Origin of the sequence: Aliiroseovarius subalbicans (assembly GCF_022678625.1) — a bacterium.
GTDB lineage: Bacteria > Pseudomonadota > Alphaproteobacteria > Rhodobacterales > Rhodobacteraceae > Aliiroseovarius_A > Aliiroseovarius_A subalbicans.
Window position 1 is genome coordinate 392066 of record NZ_JALBYQ010000003.1, and the last position, 20029, is coordinate 412094.

At 61.8% G+C, this 20029-nt stretch carries 20 protein-coding genes; 14 read left to right on the forward strand and 6 right to left on the reverse strand.

All coding sequences use genetic code 11. The features are described from left to right. Positions 1 to 224 precede the first annotated feature (224 nt). From MN188_RS12340 to MN188_RS12350, 3 genes are all read left to right on the forward strand, one after another. The gene (locus MN188_RS12340; RefSeq protein ID WP_242109403.1) at positions 225 to 1076 is read left to right on the forward strand and encodes a porin; all 852 of its coding nucleotides are present in this window, start codon (positions 225 to 227) and stop codon (positions 1074 to 1076) included. Between the two features lie 105 nt (positions 1077 to 1181). Then, positions 1182 to 1835, forward strand: coding sequence for a YggS family pyridoxal phosphate-dependent enzyme (locus MN188_RS12345; RefSeq protein ID WP_242109404.1), 654 nt, complete (start codon positions 1182 to 1184; stop codon positions 1833 to 1835). Positions 1836 to 1909: 74 nt separating this feature from the next. Next, complete coding sequence (locus MN188_RS12350) at positions 1910 to 2299, forward strand: YbhB/YbcL family Raf kinase inhibitor-like protein (RefSeq protein WP_242109405.1); 390 nt, start codon at positions 1910 to 1912, stop codon at positions 2297 to 2299. Here the strand turns inward: MN188_RS12350 and MN188_RS12355 are convergent. Both MN188_RS12355 and ribA read right to left on the reverse strand, forming a co-directional pair. Beyond that, a complete protein-coding gene (locus tag MN188_RS12355; protein WP_242109495.1) occupies positions 2287 to 2784 on the reverse strand; it encodes a L,D-transpeptidase family protein in 498 nt (165 codons plus the stop codon). The genes MN188_RS12350 and MN188_RS12355 overlap by 13 nt on opposite strands. Positions 2785 to 2804: 20 nt before the next feature. Beyond that, complete coding sequence (gene ribA / locus MN188_RS12360; protein WP_242109406.1) at positions 2805 to 3893, reverse strand: GTP cyclohydrolase II; 1089 nt, start codon at positions 3891 to 3893, stop codon at positions 2805 to 2807. A 140-nt stretch (positions 3894 to 4033) separates the two neighbouring features. Here ribA and MN188_RS12365 point away from each other — a divergent pair, with 140 nt between their 5' ends. From MN188_RS12365 to MN188_RS12390, 6 genes are all read left to right on the forward strand, one after another. Beyond that, a complete protein-coding gene (locus MN188_RS12365; protein ID WP_242109407.1) occupies positions 4034 to 4720 on the forward strand; it encodes a response regulator transcription factor in 687 nt (228 codons plus the stop codon). 235 nt (positions 4721 to 4955) lie between these two features. Further along, positions 4956 to 5942 (forward strand): zinc-dependent alcohol dehydrogenase family protein, encoded by a 987-nt coding sequence (locus tag MN188_RS12370; RefSeq protein WP_242109408.1) that lies wholly within the window; start codon positions 4956 to 4958, stop codon positions 5940 to 5942. Positions 5943 to 5972: 30 nt separating this feature from the next. After that, the gene (locus tag MN188_RS12375) at positions 5973 to 6761 is read left to right on the forward strand and encodes an exodeoxyribonuclease III (RefSeq protein WP_242109409.1); all 789 of its coding nucleotides are present in this window, start codon (positions 5973 to 5975) and stop codon (positions 6759 to 6761) included. A gap of 52 nt (positions 6762 to 6813) precedes the next feature. Beyond that, on the forward strand, positions 6814 to 7725 hold the full coding sequence (gene trxA / locus MN188_RS12380) for a thioredoxin (protein ID WP_242109410.1): 912 nt from the start codon (positions 6814 to 6816) through the stop codon (positions 7723 to 7725). 26 nt (positions 7726 to 7751) lie between these two features. After that, the gene (locus tag MN188_RS12385) at positions 7752 to 8390 is read left to right on the forward strand and encodes an LON peptidase substrate-binding domain-containing protein (RefSeq protein ID WP_242109412.1); all 639 of its coding nucleotides are present in this window, start codon (positions 7752 to 7754) and stop codon (positions 8388 to 8390) included. Next, on the forward strand, positions 8387 to 8575 hold the full coding sequence (locus MN188_RS12390; protein ID WP_242109413.1) for a Trm112 family protein: 189 nt from the start codon (positions 8387 to 8389) through the stop codon (positions 8573 to 8575). Before MN188_RS12385 ends, MN188_RS12390 begins: the two co-directional genes overlap by 4 nt. Before the next feature lie 122 nt (positions 8576 to 8697). Here the strand turns inward: MN188_RS12390 and MN188_RS12395 are convergent, their stop codons facing one another. Beyond that, on the reverse strand, positions 8698 to 9924 hold the full coding sequence (locus MN188_RS12395) for an FAD-dependent monooxygenase (protein ID WP_242109414.1): 1227 nt from the start codon (positions 9922 to 9924) through the stop codon (positions 8698 to 8700). 81 nt (positions 9925 to 10005) lie between these two features. Between MN188_RS12395 and MN188_RS12400 the strand changes: the two genes are divergently transcribed. The 4 genes from MN188_RS12400 (at position 10006) to MN188_RS12415 (ending at position 16240) form a co-directional block, all read left to right on the forward strand. Then, positions 10006 to 11334, forward strand: a complete 1329-nt coding sequence (locus tag MN188_RS12400; RefSeq protein ID WP_242109415.1) for an amidase — start codon at positions 10006 to 10008, stop codon at positions 11332 to 11334. Positions 11335 to 11463: 129 nt separating this feature from the next. Further along, on the forward strand, positions 11464 to 12648 hold the full coding sequence (locus MN188_RS12405) for an aminotransferase class I/II-fold pyridoxal phosphate-dependent enzyme (RefSeq protein WP_242109497.1): 1185 nt from the start codon (positions 11464 to 11466) through the stop codon (positions 12646 to 12648). A 14-nt stretch (positions 12649 to 12662) separates the two neighbouring features. Further along, positions 12663 to 15572, forward strand: coding sequence for a DNA translocase FtsK (locus MN188_RS12410; protein ID WP_242109416.1), 2910 nt, complete (start codon positions 12663 to 12665; stop codon positions 15570 to 15572). A 65-nt stretch (positions 15573 to 15637) separates the two neighbouring features. Further along, entirely contained in the window at positions 15638 to 16240 is a 603-nt protein-coding gene (locus tag MN188_RS12415) for a LolA family protein (protein ID WP_420838981.1), read from the forward strand. Between the two features lie 3 nt (positions 16241 to 16243). Here the strand turns inward: MN188_RS12415 and MN188_RS12420 are convergent, their stop codons facing one another. Both MN188_RS12420 and MN188_RS12425 read right to left on the reverse strand, forming a co-directional pair. Beyond that, positions 16244 to 16828: a transglycosylase SLT domain-containing protein gene (locus MN188_RS12420; RefSeq protein WP_242109418.1), complete on the reverse strand. Its 585-nt coding sequence runs from the start codon at positions 16826 to 16828 to the stop codon at positions 16244 to 16246. Positions 16829 to 16891: 63 nt separating this feature from the next. Further along, positions 16892 to 17773 carry an AEC family transporter gene (locus MN188_RS12425; RefSeq protein WP_242109420.1) on the reverse strand — a complete coding sequence of 294 codons (882 nt, stop codon included), beginning with the start codon at positions 17771 to 17773 and terminating at the stop codon, positions 16892 to 16894. A gap of 84 nt (positions 17774 to 17857) precedes the next feature. On the opposite strand from MN188_RS12425, the gene hspQ reads away from it, so the two are divergent. Further along, complete coding sequence (hspQ, locus tag MN188_RS12430; protein ID WP_242109422.1) at positions 17858 to 18184, forward strand: heat shock protein HspQ; 327 nt, start codon at positions 17858 to 17860, stop codon at positions 18182 to 18184. Positions 18185 to 18206: 22 nt separating this feature from the next. Here the strand turns inward: hspQ and MN188_RS12435 are convergent, their stop codons facing one another. Continuing rightward, positions 18207 to 19790, reverse strand: a complete 1584-nt coding sequence (locus MN188_RS12435; RefSeq protein ID WP_242109424.1) for a gamma-glutamyltransferase family protein — start codon at positions 19788 to 19790, stop codon at positions 18207 to 18209. Positions 19791 to 20029 lie beyond the last annotated feature (239 nt).

Consider the following 20029-nt stretch of genomic DNA (forward strand, 5'->3'; position numbering starts at 1 on the left):
CAAGCGTTTTCCCCAGCTTGGGTGTTTTGTCCACTATAAGGAATCTCGGCGGTGTTTGGCCGACGCGCAGTGGGACTGTGGCAAAGCTGCACCATTGCGACGGGCAATGAACCAGGCCGGGTGCGCACAGCTTGCATTGAAAGGGCTGGTGGGTGAGAGAAACGCATACTCAATTCGGATTCCCTGAATTGAGGTGCACTTTTGAAACTCGAGGGAAAAACGAAATGAAAAAGATTCTCTTCGCATCGACCGCTCTGGTCATGACCGCTGGCGTCGCAGCCGCGGAAGTCACGCTGTCCGGTTCGGCCAACTTTGGTCTGAAGTACAACGAAGACATCACTGCTTCGCCGCTGGGCGACCGTGACCTGTGGGCCCACTCGGAAGCCGATCTGACGATCGCTATGTCCGGTGAAACCGACAACGGCCTGACCTTCGGTGCATCGTTCACCGTCACCGCTGGCGCTTCGACTGTTGGCGCTCAGACCGTCTGGATCTCGGGCGGCTTCGGCACGCTTTCGGTTGGCGACGTTGACAACGCAATCGACGCCGTTGTTGGTGGCCTGGCCGACCTGGGCTTCGACGGCATCGGCATCGACGATCCGGCCGAAACCCACATCGGTACTTCGGGCGCTGTTGCTCTGTACGAAGGCACCTTCGGTGATTTCACCGTTGCTGCTTCGCACAACCTGGACATGACCCCGACCCCGCTGCTTAGCGAATGGGCGATCGCCGCTGCTTACTCGTTCGGCGACTACACGATCTCGGCTGGCGTTGAAGAAGCTGGTGGCGACACGCTCTATGCAGTTGGCGTTGGCGCAACCTTCGGCGACATCGCTGTGAACGCACGTTACGCTGCGAACGACACCGCCAACACCGACTCCTTCGGTCTGAACGCTGCCTACACCATGGGCGCAGTGACCATCTCGGCTGGCTACGGCGTGGACAACAACACCGGTGACGAATCCTACGGTCTGGGTGCTTCCTATGACCTGGGTGGCGGCGCTGCGATCGCTGGTGCGGTCGGTCAGGTTAACGGCTTCATGGTTGCCGACCTCGGCGTGACCATGTCCTTCTAATCCTATCGGATTGGATGAATAGGGAAGAGCGGGCCTTGTGCCCGCTCTTTTCTTTTGTGCCCCGCTGTGGCCTAAAGCGGGAAACAGCATTTCGAAGGCCACAATATGCCCCTTTCCGACATCCAGGACCGCATCGCCAAGGAAGAGGCCCGCGTTGGCCGCATCCCCGGCGCGACCACGCTGATCGCCGTGTCCAAGGTGCAGCCGCTTGAGCGCGTGGTGGACGTGCTGGAACAAGGCCACCGGGTGTTCGGTGAAAACAAGGTGCAGGAAGCCGCCGGCAAATGGCCCGACCTGCGCGAAAGCTTCCCGGGTGTTGAACTCCACCTGATCGGCCCGCTGCAAACCAACAAAACCCGCCAGGCAATGGCGCTGTTTGACGTGATCCAGACCGTTGACCGCCCCAAACTGGCCCGCACTATCGCCCGCATCGCGACCGAAGATGGGCACTGCCCGCGCCTTTACGTGCAGGTGAACACCGGCGAAGAAGACCAGAAGGCGGGCGTCAGTCCGGCCGAGGCGGACGATTTCCTTGCAGAATGTCACGCGCTGGGCCTCAAGATCGAAGGGCTGATGTGCATCCCGCCTGCGGGCGAAGAACCCAGCCTGCATTTCGCGCTTTTGGCAAAGATCGCCAAGCGCAACGGGATCGACAACCTGTCGATGGGGATGAGCAGCGATTTTGAGCGCGCCATCGCGCAGGGCGCAACCCATGTGCGCGTCGGTTCGGCCATCTTCGGCGAACGCGCCTACGACTGAACGGGCAGATAAGCGCCCGGCAATAATTCGTGCTATGCTTGGACGTGTTCGTCCTGCCCTGATCGGAGCTTCCCATGCGTATCCCAGCCCTTGCCACCGCCGCCCTTCTGATCGCCAGTGCCCCGGCGCTTGCGGATTTCAGCATCAGTTTCACCTGGGGCGACATCCCCAGTTGCACCACAGGTCGCCCCGGCAAGGTCAACAACCCGCGCTTCGTGGTCGAAGACCTGCCCGAGGGCACCACACGCATCGTGTTCCGAATGAAGGATCTGGATGTGCCCGGCTACAACCACGGTGGCGGCAAGGTGGCAATGGACGCTGATGGAACGATTGAGCCTGGCGCGTTCCGCTATAAAAGCCCGTGTCCGCCGAACGGCACCCATACCTATGAATGGACCGCCAAGGCGCAAAACGGGACGAAGGTGTTGGCAACCACGACGGCCACCCGGCCTTATCCTGAATGACGCACGAAAATGCGTGACCTGGGCGTCCAGCGCGCCGCGATCCATTCCAGATCAACCCGACAAAAGGCAAGGCAGCCCGCGGTGGGATACCGGGGCCGTCGCCACAGGTGCACGAACAGGGCGGACCCCTTGCCCGGCACCGCATCCGGCCAGTTCCAGTCGCTCATCAGCACGATGTCATAATTGCGCGCGCTCCGACGCAACTTTTCGTGCCCATAGGGGTGCGCAGCCGCCCGAAGCCCGTGGTTATACTCCGGATCTGCCGGGTCGTCTGACCAGATGTCCTGAGGGCCGATCGTCTTGAAGTGAAGAGCACCGGCAGGTTCTGCAATCCGGTCCGCGCGGTAACGGGCATCAACGATCCGCCAGACGCCTACCGGCGTGGCCCAGTCGCCCTCGGTCTTGTCCGAAGTCATGCCGCCCCGGCCAATCGAACACGGAAACCGTCGCCCGCGAAACCGCGCGCTCCAGCGGGTCACGATCATGTCGTCTCGGGTCGGAAAGGTCACAGCAGATGCCCCGATTTCGCCGCCTTGGTGGCCAGATAATCGGCATTGTGCGCCCCGTGGCCGACTTTCAGCGGCACACGCTCGGTGACCTGAATGCCGGTGGCCTCCATCATCGCGACCTTGCGCGGGTTGTTCGTCATAAGCCGCACCGCACCAAAGCCCAGGCGTTTCAGAATGTCCGCACCGATCTGGAAATCCCGCTCGTCATCCTCGAAGCCCAGGCGGTGGTTAGCCTCGACCGTGTCAAAGCCCTGATCCTGCAGCGAATAGGCGCGCATCTTATTGGCCAGGCCAATGCCGCGCCCTTCCTGGTTCAGGTACAGCAAAACGCCCGCGCCCTCATCGCCCATCGCTGCCATTGCAGCGCGCAGCTGCGGCCCACAATCGCATTTCAGGCTGCCCAACACGTCGCCGGTGAAACAGGCCGAGTGCAGCCGCGCCAGAACCGGCGCGTCGCGGTCCGGGCGTCCGATCTCGATTGCGTAATGCTCTTCGCCCCCGTCTTCTGGACGGAACACATGCAGGCGCCCGGCCTCGTGGACCTCAAGCGGCAAGCGCGCGGCGACGACCGGGGACAGAGGGCTTGTCGCATGCAGAACGTCCTGCGCGGCGCCGGCGTCCAGGCAAGTCAGCCCATGCGTGGCGGCAAAGCCTGGCCCGTCGGGAATGTCGACGACAACCGCCGCCGGCAACAGGCGCGCGGCCTTGCAAAAGGAAACTGCGGCGCGGGAAAGGCGTTCGTCCCCGTCGCGCAAAGTGGCCAGCGGGCCTTTCATCGGCATCGCCAGGTCATTCGCGGGATCGGCAATGTTGCGCACCCAGTCACGGCCCGCGTCTGCCGGGATACGCACCCGCGCCACATGGTCAGAATAGGCCCGCGCCTTCAGCGTTTCGGCCCGGCGCGTGGTGATGGCAAGAACCAGATCCCCCAATTCGCGCAGGTCCACCAGCCGCGCTGCGGTCAGCGTCTCGGCGGCGGCCACGACCGACCAGCTGCCTTCGAAGCCCAATACGACGGGCACGCCCATGCGCAGGTCGGCCTGCGCGCGGGCCTGAAGTTCAACAATATCCGGGGTCAGTGTCATGGCGCCCTTTCTAGGCGCTTCGTGACACGAAGTGAAACATTTCCACGCGATCGGACACGAGGGCGTGAGCCAGTGCAGCAAAACTTGTCATCGCCGGGATGCGCCCGCATGTCTATGCCAACACAAGGAAGGAAATCGCCATGACGAACGTGAAAAAGATCCTGCTGGTTGATGATGACGAAGACCTGCGCGACGCACTTGCCGAACAATTGGTGATGACCGAAGACTTCGACGTGTTCGAGGCCGGGACCGGTGCCGATGCCATGGTGAAGGCGAAAGAGGCGCTTTACGACCTTGTCATCCTGGACGTGGGCCTGCCCGATACGGATGGGCGCGAACTATGCCGCCTGATGCGTAAATCCGGGGTGAAATGCCCGGTTCTGATGCTCACGGGTCATGACAGCGACGCCGACACCATCCTGGGTTTGGACGCGGGCGCGAATGACTATGTGACCAAACCGTTCAAGTTCCCGGTTCTTCTGGCTCGCATCCGCGCCCAACTGCGCCAGCACGAACAAAGCGAAGACGCGGTGTTTCAGCTTGGCCCGTACACGTTCAAACCGGCGATGAAGATGCTGATCACCGAAGACGATCGCAAAATCCGCCTGACCGAGAAGGAAACCAACATCCTCAAGTTCCTGTATCGCGCGACCGAAGGCGTCGTGGCACGCGATGTGCTGTTGCATGAGGTCTGGGGCTATAACGCCGGCGTCACCACCCACACGTTGGAGACCCACATCTATCGCTTGCGTCAGAAGATCGAGCCCGATCCTTCAAACGCCCGTCTTTTGGTCACCGAATCTGGCGGGTATCGCTTGGTCGCGTGAAAAAGTGACCAAAGGTAAGGTTTGCCATAATTTCGGCAAGATCGTGAACTATCTATGGTGCAACCAAAGATTGTTTACCCTCCGGGAACAATTCCCCTCCGTGTCGGGGTGATGACACGGATCCTCCCTGTTGGACTGGCCCGGCATCCTGCCGGGTCTTTTTTTTGTCGTGACGGAACCCTTTCCTTCCAGGGACCGGGCGGGCAGGGTCGGGGGATCTCAAAAAGGACAGCCCATGAAACGCGCCACCTATGCCCAGAACGGCACGCCTGCCAATGTCGTGACCCTTGAAGCCGTCGACCTGCCGCAGCCGGGGTCGGGCGAGGTGCGCCTGTCGATCGAACGCGCACCGATCAACCCATCGGACCTGTTGCAGGTGCAGGGACTTTACGGCATCCGTCCGCCGCTGCCTGCGGTGCCGGGCAACGAAGGCATTGGCCGGGTCACGGCGCTGGGCGATGGGGTGACGGGCGTGGTTGTGGGCCAACTGGTCATCGCACCCGCTGGTGGCGGCACCTGGCAGGAACAGGTGATCGCAAACGCCGCAGGTCTGGTGCCGTTGCCCGAGGGGGACCTGGACCAACTGGCCATGATCACAGTGAATCCGCCCACCGCCTTTTTGTTGCTGGACGATTTTGTTGATCTGCAGGCCGGGGACTGGGTGATTCAGAACGCCGCCAACTCTGCCGTCGGGGGTTATGTCGTGCAACTGGCCGCCGAACGGGGGGTCAGAACGATCAACATCGTGCGGCGCGAGGGCGCGGTGGCACCGTTGAAGGCGCTGGGCGCCGATGTGGTTCTGGTCGATGGCCCGGACCTGGGCGCGCAGGTGCGCGCCGCGATCGGTGACGGCAAATTGCGCCTTGGTCTCGACGCCGTGGGCGGCCCGGTGTTCGGCGTGATGGCGGACCTGTTGTCGCCGGGCGGTGTGATGGTCAGCTATGGGTCGATGTCCGGTCAGCCTGCAACGCTGTCTGCTGTGGCCACGATTTTCCGTGACGTGACCGTCAAAGGCTTCTGGCTGGCCCGCTGGTTCGAGCGCGCGGATCAGGCCCGCAAGGCCGAGGTTTTCGGCAACCTGATCATGCGCATCGCCAAGGGTGCGCTGTCAACCAAGGTCGAAGCGGTCTATCCGCTGGAGGAAATCACGCAGGCCCTGACCCACGCGGCACAGGGGGAACGCACGGGCAAGGTGTTGCTTGCGCCTGCCGCAAAAGGCTAGGGTGGCGCGACCCGAAAACAGGAGCGCGCCATGTCCTTCACCCTTGCCACTTGGAACATCAACTCGGTCCGCTTGCGCGAACCTATCGTGTTGAAATTGCTGGAAGAAGAGGCGCCCGACGTGTTGTGCTTGCAGGAATGCAAGAGCCCGGTCGACCTGATCCCGACCGAAGGCTTTGCAGCTTTGGGCTATACCCACATGGTGGCGCGTGGGCAGAAGGGATACAACGGCGTCGCGATCCTGTCGCGCCTGCCGATCCGCGAGGTGGCAAGCCACGATTTCGCCGATCTGAACCACGCCCGCCATGTTGCCGGGCAGTTGGAAAACGGCGTCACGATCCACAATTTCTATGTGCCCGCAGGCGGTGACAAACCGAACCGCGAGGTGAACGAGAAGTTCGGGCAAAAGCTCGATTATCTCACCCAGATGCGCGACCACTTCCATGCGGAGAAGCCCGAGAAATCGATCCTGGTCGGCGACCTGAACATCGCCCCGCGCGAAGATGATGTGTGGAACCACAAGCAGTTGCTCAAGGTGGTGTCGCACACTCCGGTTGAGGTAGAGCACCTGGCCCAGGTGCAGGACGCGGCGGGCTGGGTCGATATCACGCGCCAGGATATCCCCGAGGGCAACCTCTATTCCTGGTGGTCCTACCGATCCCCGGCCTGGGACGAGGCCGACAAGGGCCGGCGGCTGGACCACGTCTGGGCCACATCGGACATTTCAAACGCTGGTCACGGATCGCGCGTGTTGCGCGATGCGCGTGGGTGGGAGAAACCCAGCGACCACGCGCCGGTCTTTGCCACCTTCGACCTTTAAAACCGGGGCCGCAGCCGTCATATAGACTGCAACGCATATGAAGGAGCCGATCATGCTCGAAATGATGAACGCACAAGCCGGCGCTGGCGGTGATCAACCGCTGGTCAAAGACATCACTGAAGCCACGTTCATGGAGGACGTTGTCGAGGCCTCCAAAGACACGCCGATCATCGTCGATTTCTGGGCGCCCTGGTGTGGCCCGTGCAAGACGCTGGGCCCGGCGCTGGAAGCGGCTGTGCAGGCGGCTGGCGGTAAGGTCCGGATGATCAAGATCAACGTGGATGAAAACCAGCAGGTCGCAGCACAGCTGCGGGTGCAGTCGATTCCGACAGTTTATGCCTTCAAGGATGGTCAGCCGGTCGACGGGTTCCAGGGCGCGTTGCCACCGTCCGAGATCAACACCTTTGTCGAAAAGGTCGTGGCCCTTGCCGGGGATGACGGGCTGGACGAAGCCGTGGCCGCCGCCGAGGAAATGCTGGAGGCTGGCGAAGCCGCCGATGCCGCGCAAACCTTTGCCGCGATCCTAGAGGCTGATCCGACGATGGCTGCCGCCTATGCCGGTCTGGCCCGCGCGCAGATCGCGCTGGGCGATGTCGAGCAGGCCGAGGCAGTGCTGAACGGCGCCCCCGCTGAGGTTTCCGACGCCCCCGAACTTGAGGCAGTCCATGCGCAGATCGAACTGGCCAAACAGGCCGCGGATGCGGGTCCGGTCGGTGAACTAAAGGCGGCGGTTGAGGCGAATGCCGACGACCATCAGGCTCGGTTCGACTTGGCCGTGGCGTTGAACGCAGCCGGGGACACCCAGGACGCGGTCGATGAATTGTTGGAGCTGTTCCGTCGCGACCGCGACTGGAACGAAGGCGCCGCCAAGGCGCAGCTTCTGACAATTTTTGAAGCGCTTCAGCCGCAGGATCCGATCGCTCTCAATGGCCGGCGCAAGCTTGGCTCGATGATCTTGGTCTGATCGGGCTGACGGTGTAGGCTGACCATATGTTCTCGGCTGCCGACCTTCCTGATACGCTTCCCATCTTCCCGCTAGCGGGCGCGCTGGTTTTGCCGCGCGGCCGCTTGCCGTTACACATTTTCGAACCCCGGTACCTGGCGATGTTCGACGATGCGCTGAAGACGAATGGGCGCCTGATCGGTATGGTGCAGCCCCTTGAGAGGCCGGACGGCGCGACGCTTCATGCGATTGGCTGTGCAGGGCGGATCACGTCGTTCACCGAAACTGACGACAATCGCTACATGGTGACCCTGTCCGGGGTCAGCCGGTTTCGCATCGGGGCACAGGTCGAGGGCTTTACGCCCTATCTGCGTCACCAGGTTGACTGGAGCAGTTTTGAACGTGATCTGGGAAAAGCCGAGCGCGACCCAGCATTGAATCGCGACAGTTTTCTCGCGCTGCTTGCACGCTATTTCGACGTGGCCGAGCTACAAACCGACTGGGACAGTTTGAAAGAGGCCGAGGATGAGCTTCTGATCAACTCCCTGTCGATGATGTGCCCGTTCGATCCCGAAGACAAACAGGCGCTGCTTGAGGCCCCGTCGCTGGAGGTCCGGCGCGAAACTCTGGTGACATTGATGGAATTTGCCCTGCGGGGCGGCACGGGCGAGGAGCGGGTGCAATGAGTGATGATGAGCCGACGTTTGATCGCCATATGATCGAGGCGCTGGTCTGCCCCCTGAGCCAGGGGCCGCTGACCTATGACGCCGAGAAACAGGAGTTGGTTTCCAAGGCGGCCAAGCTGGCCTTCCCGATCCGTGGTGGCATTCCCGTCATGCTGATCGACGAAGCGCGGAAATTGGACGGCTAGGCGGTTTCTGAGTGTGCGGCGGTGCCACGCAGGTTGGTATCCGTTCAGGCCACGGAGGCACAAAAACCTATTCCGGGGTTTTGCCCCCAAACCCCCAGGTTATTTCCGGAAAGATGAAAGGCTCAGATCTGGCGCCCTTGCAGAAGCTTCGGCAGGTCACCGGTCAGCCCAGCAGCTTCGCGGATGAAGCCGCGGCGTAGGCCCGGCATTGCGTTCACAACGCCCAGCCCGATCTCACGCACCCCGCGCAGGATGGGGTTGTCGTTGGAAAACAGCCGGTTGGTGGCTTCTGTCATGGTCACCATCGAGGTGACGTCGAAGCGACGCCATTCCTGATACCGCTCCAGCACGTCGATCCGCCCGAAGTCTTCGCCACGCCGTTTGGCCAGCGTTAGAACCTCGGCCAAAGCGCCGACGTCCTTCAGCCCCGCGTTCAGGCCCTGCCCGGCAATCGGGTGCATCCCGTGCGCGGCGTCCCCCACCAGCGCCAGCCGATCAGCGACGAAACTGTTCGCGACGGTCAGGTTCAGCGGATAGGTGAAGCGTTTTCCGGCCAGAGAGATCTCGCCAAGGAAATCACCAAAGCGGGGGCGCAGGACCTCAAGGTATTCTGCATCGCTCAGCGCCTGTATCCGCGCGGCATCTTCGTGGGTTTCGGTCCAGACGATCGAGCTTTGGTTGCCCGGAAGCGGCAAGATCGCCAGCGGGCCGGGCGGCATGAAGAACTGGTGCGCGACGCCGTTGTGAGGAAGCGCGTGATCAATGGCGCAGACCAGAGACGTCTGGCCGTAATCATGACCCCAACGCCCAATCGCAGCGCGCTCGGCGGTGCCCGAACGTCGCCCGTCACAGCCCACGACCATGCTGCCGGTCAGGGTTTTCCCCGATCCGAGGGTGAGCGTCACGCTGGCCGGTCCGACCTTTTGTGCAACGACGGTTTCACCGTCCAGAAGCGTTACCTTTGGGTGCGCCCGCACATTGTCCAAAAGCGCGCGCGACAGAAAGCGGTCTTCGACCATGAAGCCCATCGGGCCCTCGTCGATCTCGGCGTGGTCGAATTCCAGCACGAAGGGCCCGGGCCCTTCGCCCGCGCGCCCGTCGGAAATGCGGATGTCCAGCAAGGGCTGCGCATGGTCGCCCACCGCGCTCCAGACCCCGATCGCTTTCAGCAGACGCTGTGAGGCAAGCGCGAGCGCATAGCCGCGCCCGTCGAAGGCGTCTTCTCCACGGGCGCCCGCAGGCAGCGCGTCGATGATGGTCACGGTAAAGCCGGCGTCACCCAAGGCCAGCCCAAGCGCCGGGCCATTCAATCCGCCGCCAACAATCAGGATATCCGCATCATGTGTCATGCGCCTGTTCTGAACTTCTGAAACGGGATTGTCCATGCGATGCCCTGCCGCTACCGTCATCTCAAGTGATCGGAGGATGTGATGAGCGACAGCTGGCTGATGATGAGCATGGGGGATCTGGGCCGCGGCATTGCGCGTGGCGAGATCGACCCGGTCGACCTGACCCGCACCTATCTGGATGCCATCGCCGCGCATCCGCTGCGCGACCGTATCTACGCGCGCGTTACCGAAGATCGTGCGATGTCCGAAGCGCGGGCTGCGTCTGCGCGCGCCAAGGCGGGCCAGCGTCTGGGCCTTCTGGACGGCGTGCCAATCAGCTGGAAAGACCTGTTCGATACGGCAGGGATCGAGACCGAAGCCGGGTCCGCCTTGTTGAAGGATCGCGTGCCATCCGAGGATGCCGAGGTTTTAAAGGCCGCCACCGCGCAAGGTCTGGTGTGTCTGGGCAAGACGCATATGAGCGAACTGGCCTTTTCCGGCCTGGGCCTGAACCCGGTCACCGCCAGCCCGCCCTGCGTGAACGATTTGGATGCAGTGTCCGGCGGGTCATCCTCGGGGGCAGCCACGTCTGTGGCCTTCAATCTTGCCTCATGCGGCATCGGGTCAGACACCGGCGGATCGGTGCGAATCCCTGCGGCCTGGAATGATCTTGTCGGGCTGAAAACCACGTCGGGCCGGGTGTCGCTGAAGGGCGTCGTGCCGCTTGTCGCAAGTTTCGACACGGTCGGCCCACTGTGTCGCAGTGTCGAGGACGCAGCGTTGATGCTGGCCGCGATAGAAGGGGAAAAGGCCCCCGATCTGCGCGGCGCGACCCTGACCGGACGTCGTCTTCTGGTTCTGGAAAACGGGCTGGATGAGGCGCGCGACCAACCGCGTGCGGGGTTTGACAGTGCGGTTGAACGCCTGCGCAATGCCGGTGCGCTGGTGAAAAGCGCACGGCTGGATATCGTGGACGAAGCCTTGTCCTTGTCCGCCATCCTGTTCACCACCGAAGCTTATGCCACCTGGCGCGACCGGATCGAGGCGCAGCCGGATCTGATGTTCGGGGAAATTCGCGACCGTTTCCGCGCAGGTGGGCAATTCTCGGGCACGGATTTTGTCGCCGCCTGGCAGCGGTTGGAGCAGATCCGCGCCGAATACCATGACCTGACCGCAGGCTATGACGCGGTGATCTTGCCGACCTCGCCGATCCTGCCGCCGAATATGGCGCGGCTCGGGTCGGACCATGACTATTACGTCACCGAAAACCTGCTGGCGCTGCGCAATACGCGGGTGGGCAACCTGATGGGCAGTGCGGGCTTGTCGCTGCCAACCGGCCTTCCGTCTTGCGCGATCATGTTCCTGACCCCGCCCAACAGTGAGGAATTCCTGCTTCGCCTTGGGGCCGCCGCCGAGGCCGCATTGGCGTAAAAGCCACAGATCGCACCGGCAAGCGGTGATTTTTGTTGCCTTTTTCTGGACCGCGCCGGGAATGGCCGCTATCCTGACCTTAATCGAAGCGACATGACTTCGAACCTTGAGGCAGTAACAGACGGTCCGATGACCTATCCCGAGCGGTTCGCCGCCCTACCAGAATATGCATTTCCGCGCTTGCGGACTCTGTTGGACGCCCACGCGCCCGGCGGTGAGGTCACGCATATGACCATCGGAGAGCCGAAACACGCGTTTCCGGCTTGGGTTACTGATATCATTGCAGAAAATGCCGCTGGCTTCGGAAAATACCCGCCCAATGACGGCGCGCCCGAGCTTTTGGGTGCCATCGCCGACTGGATCGCGCGCCGCTATGGGGTGGCGGTGGATCCGGCGACGCAGGTCATGGCCCTGAATGGGACGCGTGAAGGATTGTTCAACGCGGCCATCGCGCTCTGTCCCGAACGCACCGCGCGGGGCGAAACACCTGCCATTCTGATCCCAAACCCGTTCTATCAGGTTTATGCGGTGGCAACTGCAACGGTGAATGCTGAGGCGATTTTCGTCCCGGCGACGTCGAACACCGGGTTCTTGCCGGACTACGCGTCGCTGCCGGCTGATGTGCTGAACCGCACCGAAATCGCCTATGTCTGTAGCCCCGCCAACCCTCAGGGCGCGGTGGCCGATCGTGATTATTGGGCAAATCTGATCGCGCTGGCAGAAAAGTACGATTTCCGCATCTTAGCCGATGAATGCTACTCGGAAATTTACCGCGATGCGCCGCCCCCCGGCGCGCTTGAGGTCGCGACCGAAGGCGGCGCCGACCCCGAACGCGTGGTGATCTTTCACTCGCTGTCGAAACGCTCAAACCTGCCCGGCTTGCGCTCGGGTTTTGCTGCTGGCGGGCCGGAGACGATCCGCCACATCAAACAACTGCGCGCCTATGCCGGTGCGCCGCTGCCGCTGCCGTTGCAGATGGCCGCCGCCCGCGTCTGGGCGGACGAAGCCCACGTGGTCGAAAACCGCGCGCTGTATCAAGAAAAATACGTGATCGCCGATCAGGTATTTGCGGGCATCGAAGGCTATCAAGGCCCCGAGGCCGGGTTCTTCCTGTGGCTTCCGGTCGAGGACGGCGAACAGGCTGCATTGAAATTGTGGACCGAGACTGGCGTGCGGGTTTTGCCCGGTGCGTATCTGTCGCGGGACGTGGCCGGGGTAAACCCCGGCAAAGGATATATCAGGGTCGCGATGGTGGCCGAAAAACAAGAAATGCAGCGCGGGCTGATCCAACTCCGCGACTGTCTCTTTACGTGAGGACGAGGTGAAACATGGCGTATCAGGCCCGGCAACGTGACCCGATTTTCGACGCAACCACACAGGCGGTGATCGAACGACGCAGCAAGGAATTGCTGGGCGTTGGACTGATTGTCCTTGGCATTTTGGTTGCGTTGGTCGTGGGCAGCTATGCGCCCGAAGATCCCGGCTGGTTCTCGGCAACCGAAGCGCCGGTGCAGAATCTGCTGGGTCGCCTTGGGGCGGTCATCGCCTCGCCACTGGCGATCATCGTGGGCTTTGGCGCATGGGCGCTGGCCGCAGCCCTGGTCGCCTGGGGCGTGCGTTTCGTCCTGCACGCGGGCGAAGAGCGCGCGGTGCAGCGCTTGGTGTTTGCCCCGGTCGCCGTTGCACTGGTGTCGATCTATGCTTCGACCATGGTGCCGGGTGCGGGCTGGACCCATTCCTTTGGCCTTGGCGGGTTGTTCGGAGACACCGTTCTGGGCGCCGTCCTTGGTGTGCTTCCTGTTGACCCGTCCTTCGGACTGAAGGTCTTGTCTGTTCTGGTGGGTTTCGCCGCTCTGGCAATGTTGACCTATGTGCTTGGCTTTACTTGGGCCGAGCTGAACCGGGTGTCCCGTTTCCTGATGGGCGGCGTGGTGCTGGCTTATGATTTCACCCTGCGGCTTCTGGGCAAAAGCGCCCGGGGCGCGGCGTTGGCAGGTGTCGCCGGAGTGGCCGGTGCCGCCAGGGGTGCGCAAGGTATGCGTGCCCGTGCCGCCGAACGCCGGGCCTCCCGCGCCGAAGCGGCCCATCCGCTGGTAGAGGACGATGATACGTTCTCGGCTCCGCCGCCGCTGGCCGCCAACCGTGTTTTACGTGCCGAGCCGCCGATGGAAGCCCCTGATCATAATGCGGCGGTAGGCCTGCCAATGGCCCCGCTCACGCCGGTTGTTGAAGACCCGAAGCCGAGCCTTTTGTCGCGTATCGCGCTGATGAAACGGCAACCGGACCCTGAACCCGAATTGGTTGAACAGCCTGTTTTTTCAGGGGAACTTCCGGAAGGTGCGGGTGAAGAAGACCGTATCAAGGCCAAGATCGCGCAAGCGCTTAAGCATCGCGCCCGCGCTGTTCCGACCATGACCGCCAGCCGTGCAGAGCCCGCCATGACCCGTCGTCGCGGCCCCGATCCGATGATTTTGAACACCGCCATCCCGCCGCAGCCTGTGCTTGAGGAACCCAACATCTTTGCCGAGGATCCGGTCGAAGACGAGTTGGTCATTGAACCGGTGGAATATGCAGCGCCCGCGGCACAGGTGTTCACGCCGAGCCCGAAACCTGCTGTTCCCGAAAGCAAGCGCGTCGTGCAGCACGCGCCTAGGAAGGCGGTGGCTCAGTCCACCAAGGCCAAGGCCGAGGCGCAGCCGAGCCTGAAATTTGACGACAACCGCGCGGAGTATGAATTGCCGCCGCTGAACCTGCTGACCAACCCGGTCGCCATCGAGCGCCACCATCTGTCCGACGACGCGCTGGAAGAAAACGCGCGTATGTTGGAGGTCGTGCTGGATGACTACGGTGTGAAGGGCGAGATCGTCAGCGTCCGCCCCGGCCCTGTTGTCACCATGTACGAACTGGAACCGGCTCCGGGCCTCAAGGCCAGCCGCGTAATCGGCTTGGCCGACGATATCGCGCGTTCGATGTCGGCCTTGTCTGCCCGCGTTTCGACCGTTCCGGGGCGCAGCGTGATTGGTATCGAATTGCCGAATGTAAACCGTGAGAAGGTGGTTCTGCGAGAGATCCTCTCGGCCCGTGATTTCGGTGACGGTAACATGAAACTGCCGCTGGCGCTGGGCAAGGACATCGGTGGTGATCCCATCGTGGCAAACCTGTCCAAGATGCCCCACCTGCTGATCGCAGGAACCACCGGCTCCGGTAAATCCGTCGCGATCAACACGATGATCCTGTCGCTCTTGTACAAGCTGACGCCGGAGGAATGCCGGTTGATCATGATCGACCCCAAGATGCTGGAGCTGTCTGTTTATGACGGCATCCCGCACCTTCTGAGCCCGGTTGTCACCGACCCGAAAAAGGCAGTCGTGGCCTTGAAATGGGTCGTGGGCGAGATGGAAGAACGCTATCGCAAGATGTCCAAAATGGGCGTGCGCAACATCGACGGCTATAACAGCCGCGTGGCCGATGCGCTGGCCAAGGACGAAATGTTCTCGCGTACCGTGCAGACCGGATTTGACGAAGATACTGGCGAGCCGATTTTTGAAACCGAGGAATCACAGCCCGTCAAACTGCCCTATATCGTCGTTGTCGTAGACGAAATGGCCGACCTCATGATGGTTGCGGGCAAAGAGATCGAGGCCTGCATCCAGCGCCTGGCGCAGATGGCGCGTGCCTCTGGCATTCACCTGATCATGGCCACCCAGCGTCCGTCGGTGGATGTTATCACCGGCACGATCAAGGCGAACTTCCCGACCCGGATTTCGTTCCAGGTCACCTCGAAGATCGACAGCCGCACCATCCTGGGCGAACAGGGGGCCGAGCAGCTTTTGGGCATGGGCGACATGCTTTACATGGCTGGTGGCGCGCGCATCACCCGTGTGCACGGGCCGTTCGTTTCGGACGAAGAGGTCGAGGAGATCGTCACCTATCTGAAATCCTATGGCCCGCCCGAGTATGTCGGTGGTGTGGTCGACGGCGTGGACGACGACAAATCCTCGGATATCGACGCGGTGCTGGGCCTGGGTGGCAACACCGATGGCGAAGACGCGCTGTATGATCAGGCCGTCGCGATCGTCATCAAGGACCGCAAGTGCTCCACCTCTTACATTCAGCGCAAGCTGGCCATCGGCTACAACAAAGCCGCGCGGCTGGTCGAGCAGATGGAGGACCAAGGTTTGGTATCCGCGTCGAACCATGTCGGCAAACGCGACATTCTGGTTCCGGAACAGCAATAAGCGGGTCTCTGCCTTGTGAACACGTTGGGGGTGCGCTGACGCGTTGGAGTGCCTAGATATGGGATATGAAAATGTTTCGAGTAACCATGGCCGCCGCCGCTTTGGCGCTGACGGCTTGGCCTGCGGCGGCAGACAAGCTGACTTTGGGTCAGATTTCCAACTATCTGAACGGGCTGAAAACGGCCGAGGCTGAATTCACCCAGATCAACAATGATGGCACGATTTCGACCGGCCGCATCCTGATCAAGCGTCCCGGCAAAGCGCGGTTCGAATATAACCCACCGGTCGAGGCTCTGGTGATTGCGGGTTCGCAGCAGGTGGCGATCTTCGACGGAAAATCGAACACCGGCCCCACGCAATACCCGTTGAAGCGCACGCCGCTGAACCTGATTCTGGCCCGCAACATCGACCTGAACACGGCACGCATGGTGGTTGGGCACGAATATGACGGCACCGCGACCAGCGTGATCGCGCAGGATCCAGAACACCCAGAGTACGGTACGATCAAGTTAATGTTCTCGGCCGCACCGGTTGAGCTGCGTCAGTGGATCATCACCGACAACGCTGGGGAACAGACCACGGTGATCCTTGGGGAAATGTCCAAGGGCGCATCTCTGGCCAATTCGCTGTTCTCCATCACCGGCGAAAAGAACCGCCGCAACAACTGACGCTTAACGGCGCCGACAGCTTTTCAGCTGGGCGTCATAGGTGACAGCGCGCACCGCAACTTCGTCCGCAATACGCACCAGCCAGCTTTTACTTTTGTATGTCCCGCGCAAAAAGCCGTTTCGACCGTCGTGATAGGCTAGGTATTGATTGCGTGCGTCGGACAGGGAAACGCCCGTGACCTCGCGCGTCTGTGTCATGTACCAGCCCATGAAATCGGTCGCGTCCTTGATGTCGTCGCGCTTGGCGCCCCGTCCACCTTCGGCGCGCTGGTATTCACGCCAGGTCGCGTCCAGAGCTTGCGAATAGCCGTAGGCCGAGCTTTGCCGCCCCATCGGCAACACGCCTAGCACATACTGGATCGGCGTTCGGTTGTTTCCGATAAACTTTGATTCCTGATAGATGATCGCCATCTGAACCGGCACCGGAACGCCCCATTTACGTTCGGCGCGCTTCATCGCCTTCAGGTAGGCGGGTCGCTGTTTCACGATGCTGCACGCGTTGTCCAGATTGCGTGGCGCGGAATAATTTCCGCTGCCGCAGGCGGCAACCAGTAACAACAGAATGCTCGTGCGAAGAAGTCTGCCCATTTGCCCCTCGCTATGTTTGTTTTGCGGCAGTCTAACCCAGCTGCAGCCCGGTGGAAATGCCCCTCAGATCACAAAGGCCAGGGTGAGTGGTAAAGTGCCAACAGACAGCAACGTCGAGACCACAACCAGGCCGGCCACCGCATCCGAATCGGCACCGTATTTTTCGGCCAGAAGATAGGACGTGACAGCGACCGGAGTGGCGATCTGAACAACCAGAACGGCAAATGGGATCGGCGGTAGGGCAAAATAGATGCCGACGCCCCACGCCCCCGCAACGCAGATCGCGGCCTTCGCCAGGCTCAGCCATACCGCCCGACCCAACCGCGCCGGATGCAGCCGCGCCATCGCGACGCCAAGCGTCAACAGCATCATCGGAATCGCCAATTGTGCGACAAGGTCCAGCGTGTTGGTCAGAAACCGGGGGGTCTGCCACCCTTGCCACAGAAACAGCGCGCCCAGAAGGGTCGCGCCAACCAAGGGTTCTTTCAGCACTTTCAGAATCGATCCGCCGCCCGAGACAAGCCAAACGCCGAAGGTAAACGACAGGATGCCCATCACCGCGAAAACTACGACGGCATAGCCAAGCCCCTCTTCCCCAAAAGCGAACAGGGCAAGGGGCAGGCCCAGGTTCCCGGTGTTGCCGAAGATGATCGGCGCCAGATAGGTGCCGGCATGCAAACGGGTGATGCGCACCAGCAAAAACGACAGAATTGTCACCACCGCATAGGCGCACAGCGACGCCAGCGTCATTGTGGTCAACGCCGCCGGCTCAATGTTCGTTTTCATCAGTGCGGTGAAGATCAGCGCAGGCACCGATAGCGTCATTGCCAGCCGGGTGATGAACTGGATCCGGTATTCATACCCAAGCTTCACCCATGAGAAGCCGATCGCGGCCAACAGGAAAACCGGCGCCACGATCTCCAGCACTGTTAGAACTAGTTGCACAGTTTGTTTCCCAGAAAGTGGGCCTGCCCACATGGACAAGCGCTTGTTGAACGCAGTATTAACAAGGCCGGGGGCTGAAAGACCATGCTTAGAACACGTGCCAAGTACCATTTGGGCCAAGTTGTCCGCCATCGTAAACACCCCTTCCGCGGGGTGGTTTTTGACGTGGATGCGATGTTTTCAAACACCGACGAATGGTATGATGCGATCCCCGAGGACAGCCGTCCGAAAAAGGATCAGCCGTTCTATCACCTGCTCGCCGAGAACGACCAAAGCTACTATGTCGCCTATGTGTCCGAGCAGAACCTGGTCGCGGATTATTCCGGCGAACCGGTCAGCCACCCGGATCTGCCGGATCTCTTCGGTGACTTCGAAGACGGGCATTACCCGCTGCATTTCCAGCTAAACTAAGCCGCTGCGACGGTTTTCACCCTCAGTACCCGATCGCACAGCCATCCTTACGCGGGTCCGAAGCACCAATCAGCACACCGTCATCCCAGTCGATCCGGATGGCCTGACCACCACCCAGCGGAGTTTCGGGCACCACGACCGTGTGACCCATCTCGGCCAGCTCGGCGCGCACGGCTTCGGAATAGCCACGTTCAACCTTCAACTCCCCCGCATCGCTGAAGCAACGTGGTGCGTCCAACGCGGCCTGCGCGTCCAACCCGTGATCGACCATATTGGTGACAAAACGTGAATGCCCGCTGGGCTGAAACGCCCCGCCCATCACGCCGAACGGCATCGTGACCTTGCCGCCCTGCATCAACATGCCGGGAATGATCGTGTGCATCGGCCGTTTGCCGCCGCCCGCTTCGTTCGGGTGGCCCGGCTCCAACGTGAATCCTGCGCCACGGTTCTGGAACAGCAGGCCGAACCGGTCCGATGCCAGGCCCGAGCCGAAGGCGTGATAGATCGAATAGATCAGGCTGACCGCCATCTGGTCGCGGTCGACCACGGTCAAAAGAACCGTGTCCTTGTGCACGCTTTCCGTCAGCGGCGCGGCAGCGGCCATCGCCCGTTTCGGATCGATCAGCGCAGCAAGCTGGGTGGCGGTTTCTGGCGCAAGCATATGGTCGGTCCGGGTTGCATGATCGGTGTCGGCAATGAACCGGTTGCGCGCGTCATAGGCCAGCTTGGCTGCCTCGGCCTCGATATGCGCACGCTGGGCGGACCAGGGCGGCGCCACGTCAAACTGTGCGATGATGTTGTTCATAAGGATCGCCGTGGCCCCCTGGCCGTTTGGCGGATGCTCGACCAGGTCTGTGCCCTTGTAGTTGCCCGCCAGCGGCAGGGTATAATTGCACGCCGTGGACGCGAAATCCTCCAACGTGTGGGCACCGCCCATCGCACGCAGGCTGGCCACCATATCTTCGGCCACCGGGCCGTCATAGAACCCGGCCCGCCCCTCACGCGCGATGCGTTTCAGAACATCGGCTTGGCCCGGCGCCGCAAAGATCTGACCGGCGCGAAAGGCATGATCGCCGTGACACATGTAAAATTGCTTGGCGCGTCCGCTCAGATGCCCCTCGCGCTCCGAGATCTTCCAGTCGAACGCCACCCGGGGGGCCACGGGAATACCGTCCTTAGCGTATCGGATCGCGGGCGACAGGACTTCGGCAAGGTCAAGGTGACCCCAGTCCGCGTGGAGGCGGCAGAAAGCATCGACTGCGCCTGGTACGGTGACGGACCGGATGTCGCGAATCGGCATTGTGGTCAGCCCGTCGCCCCGCAAAGCGTCGGCGTTGAGCGCGGCAGGCGCCCGCCCTGATCCGTTCAGCGCGACCACCCGATCCTCGCCTGCCGGTTTCAGAAGCACGAAACAATCGCCGCCCAAACCGGTCATATGAGGTTCGGCGATTCCCAGAACGGCAGCGGCAGCAATGGCCGCATCAACCGCGTTTCCGCCGTCTTCCAATACGCGAATTGCGGTGCGCGCCGCTATCGGGTGCGACGTGGCGCACATGCCGTTCGTGGCCAAAACCGGTGACCGGCCCGGAGAATGAAAATCGCGCATGAAATGCCCCCGAAAGTGATCTGACGCTCAGCCTAGGTGACTTGCGCAAGGATGCAACCATGTGGGGGAAAAACCTCGACGCCGCGCACTGGGTGGGGGCTGTAAAACGCGACGCCGAGGGAAGCCTATGCAGCTACCCAGCCTGTATCGAGGTGCATTCAGGCCGGCCTGTGGAGGCAATGGGGCATTTTCGCGGCAATTGTTGCGGTCTTTCGCGAAAGAAAAAAAGCGCGTCAGGA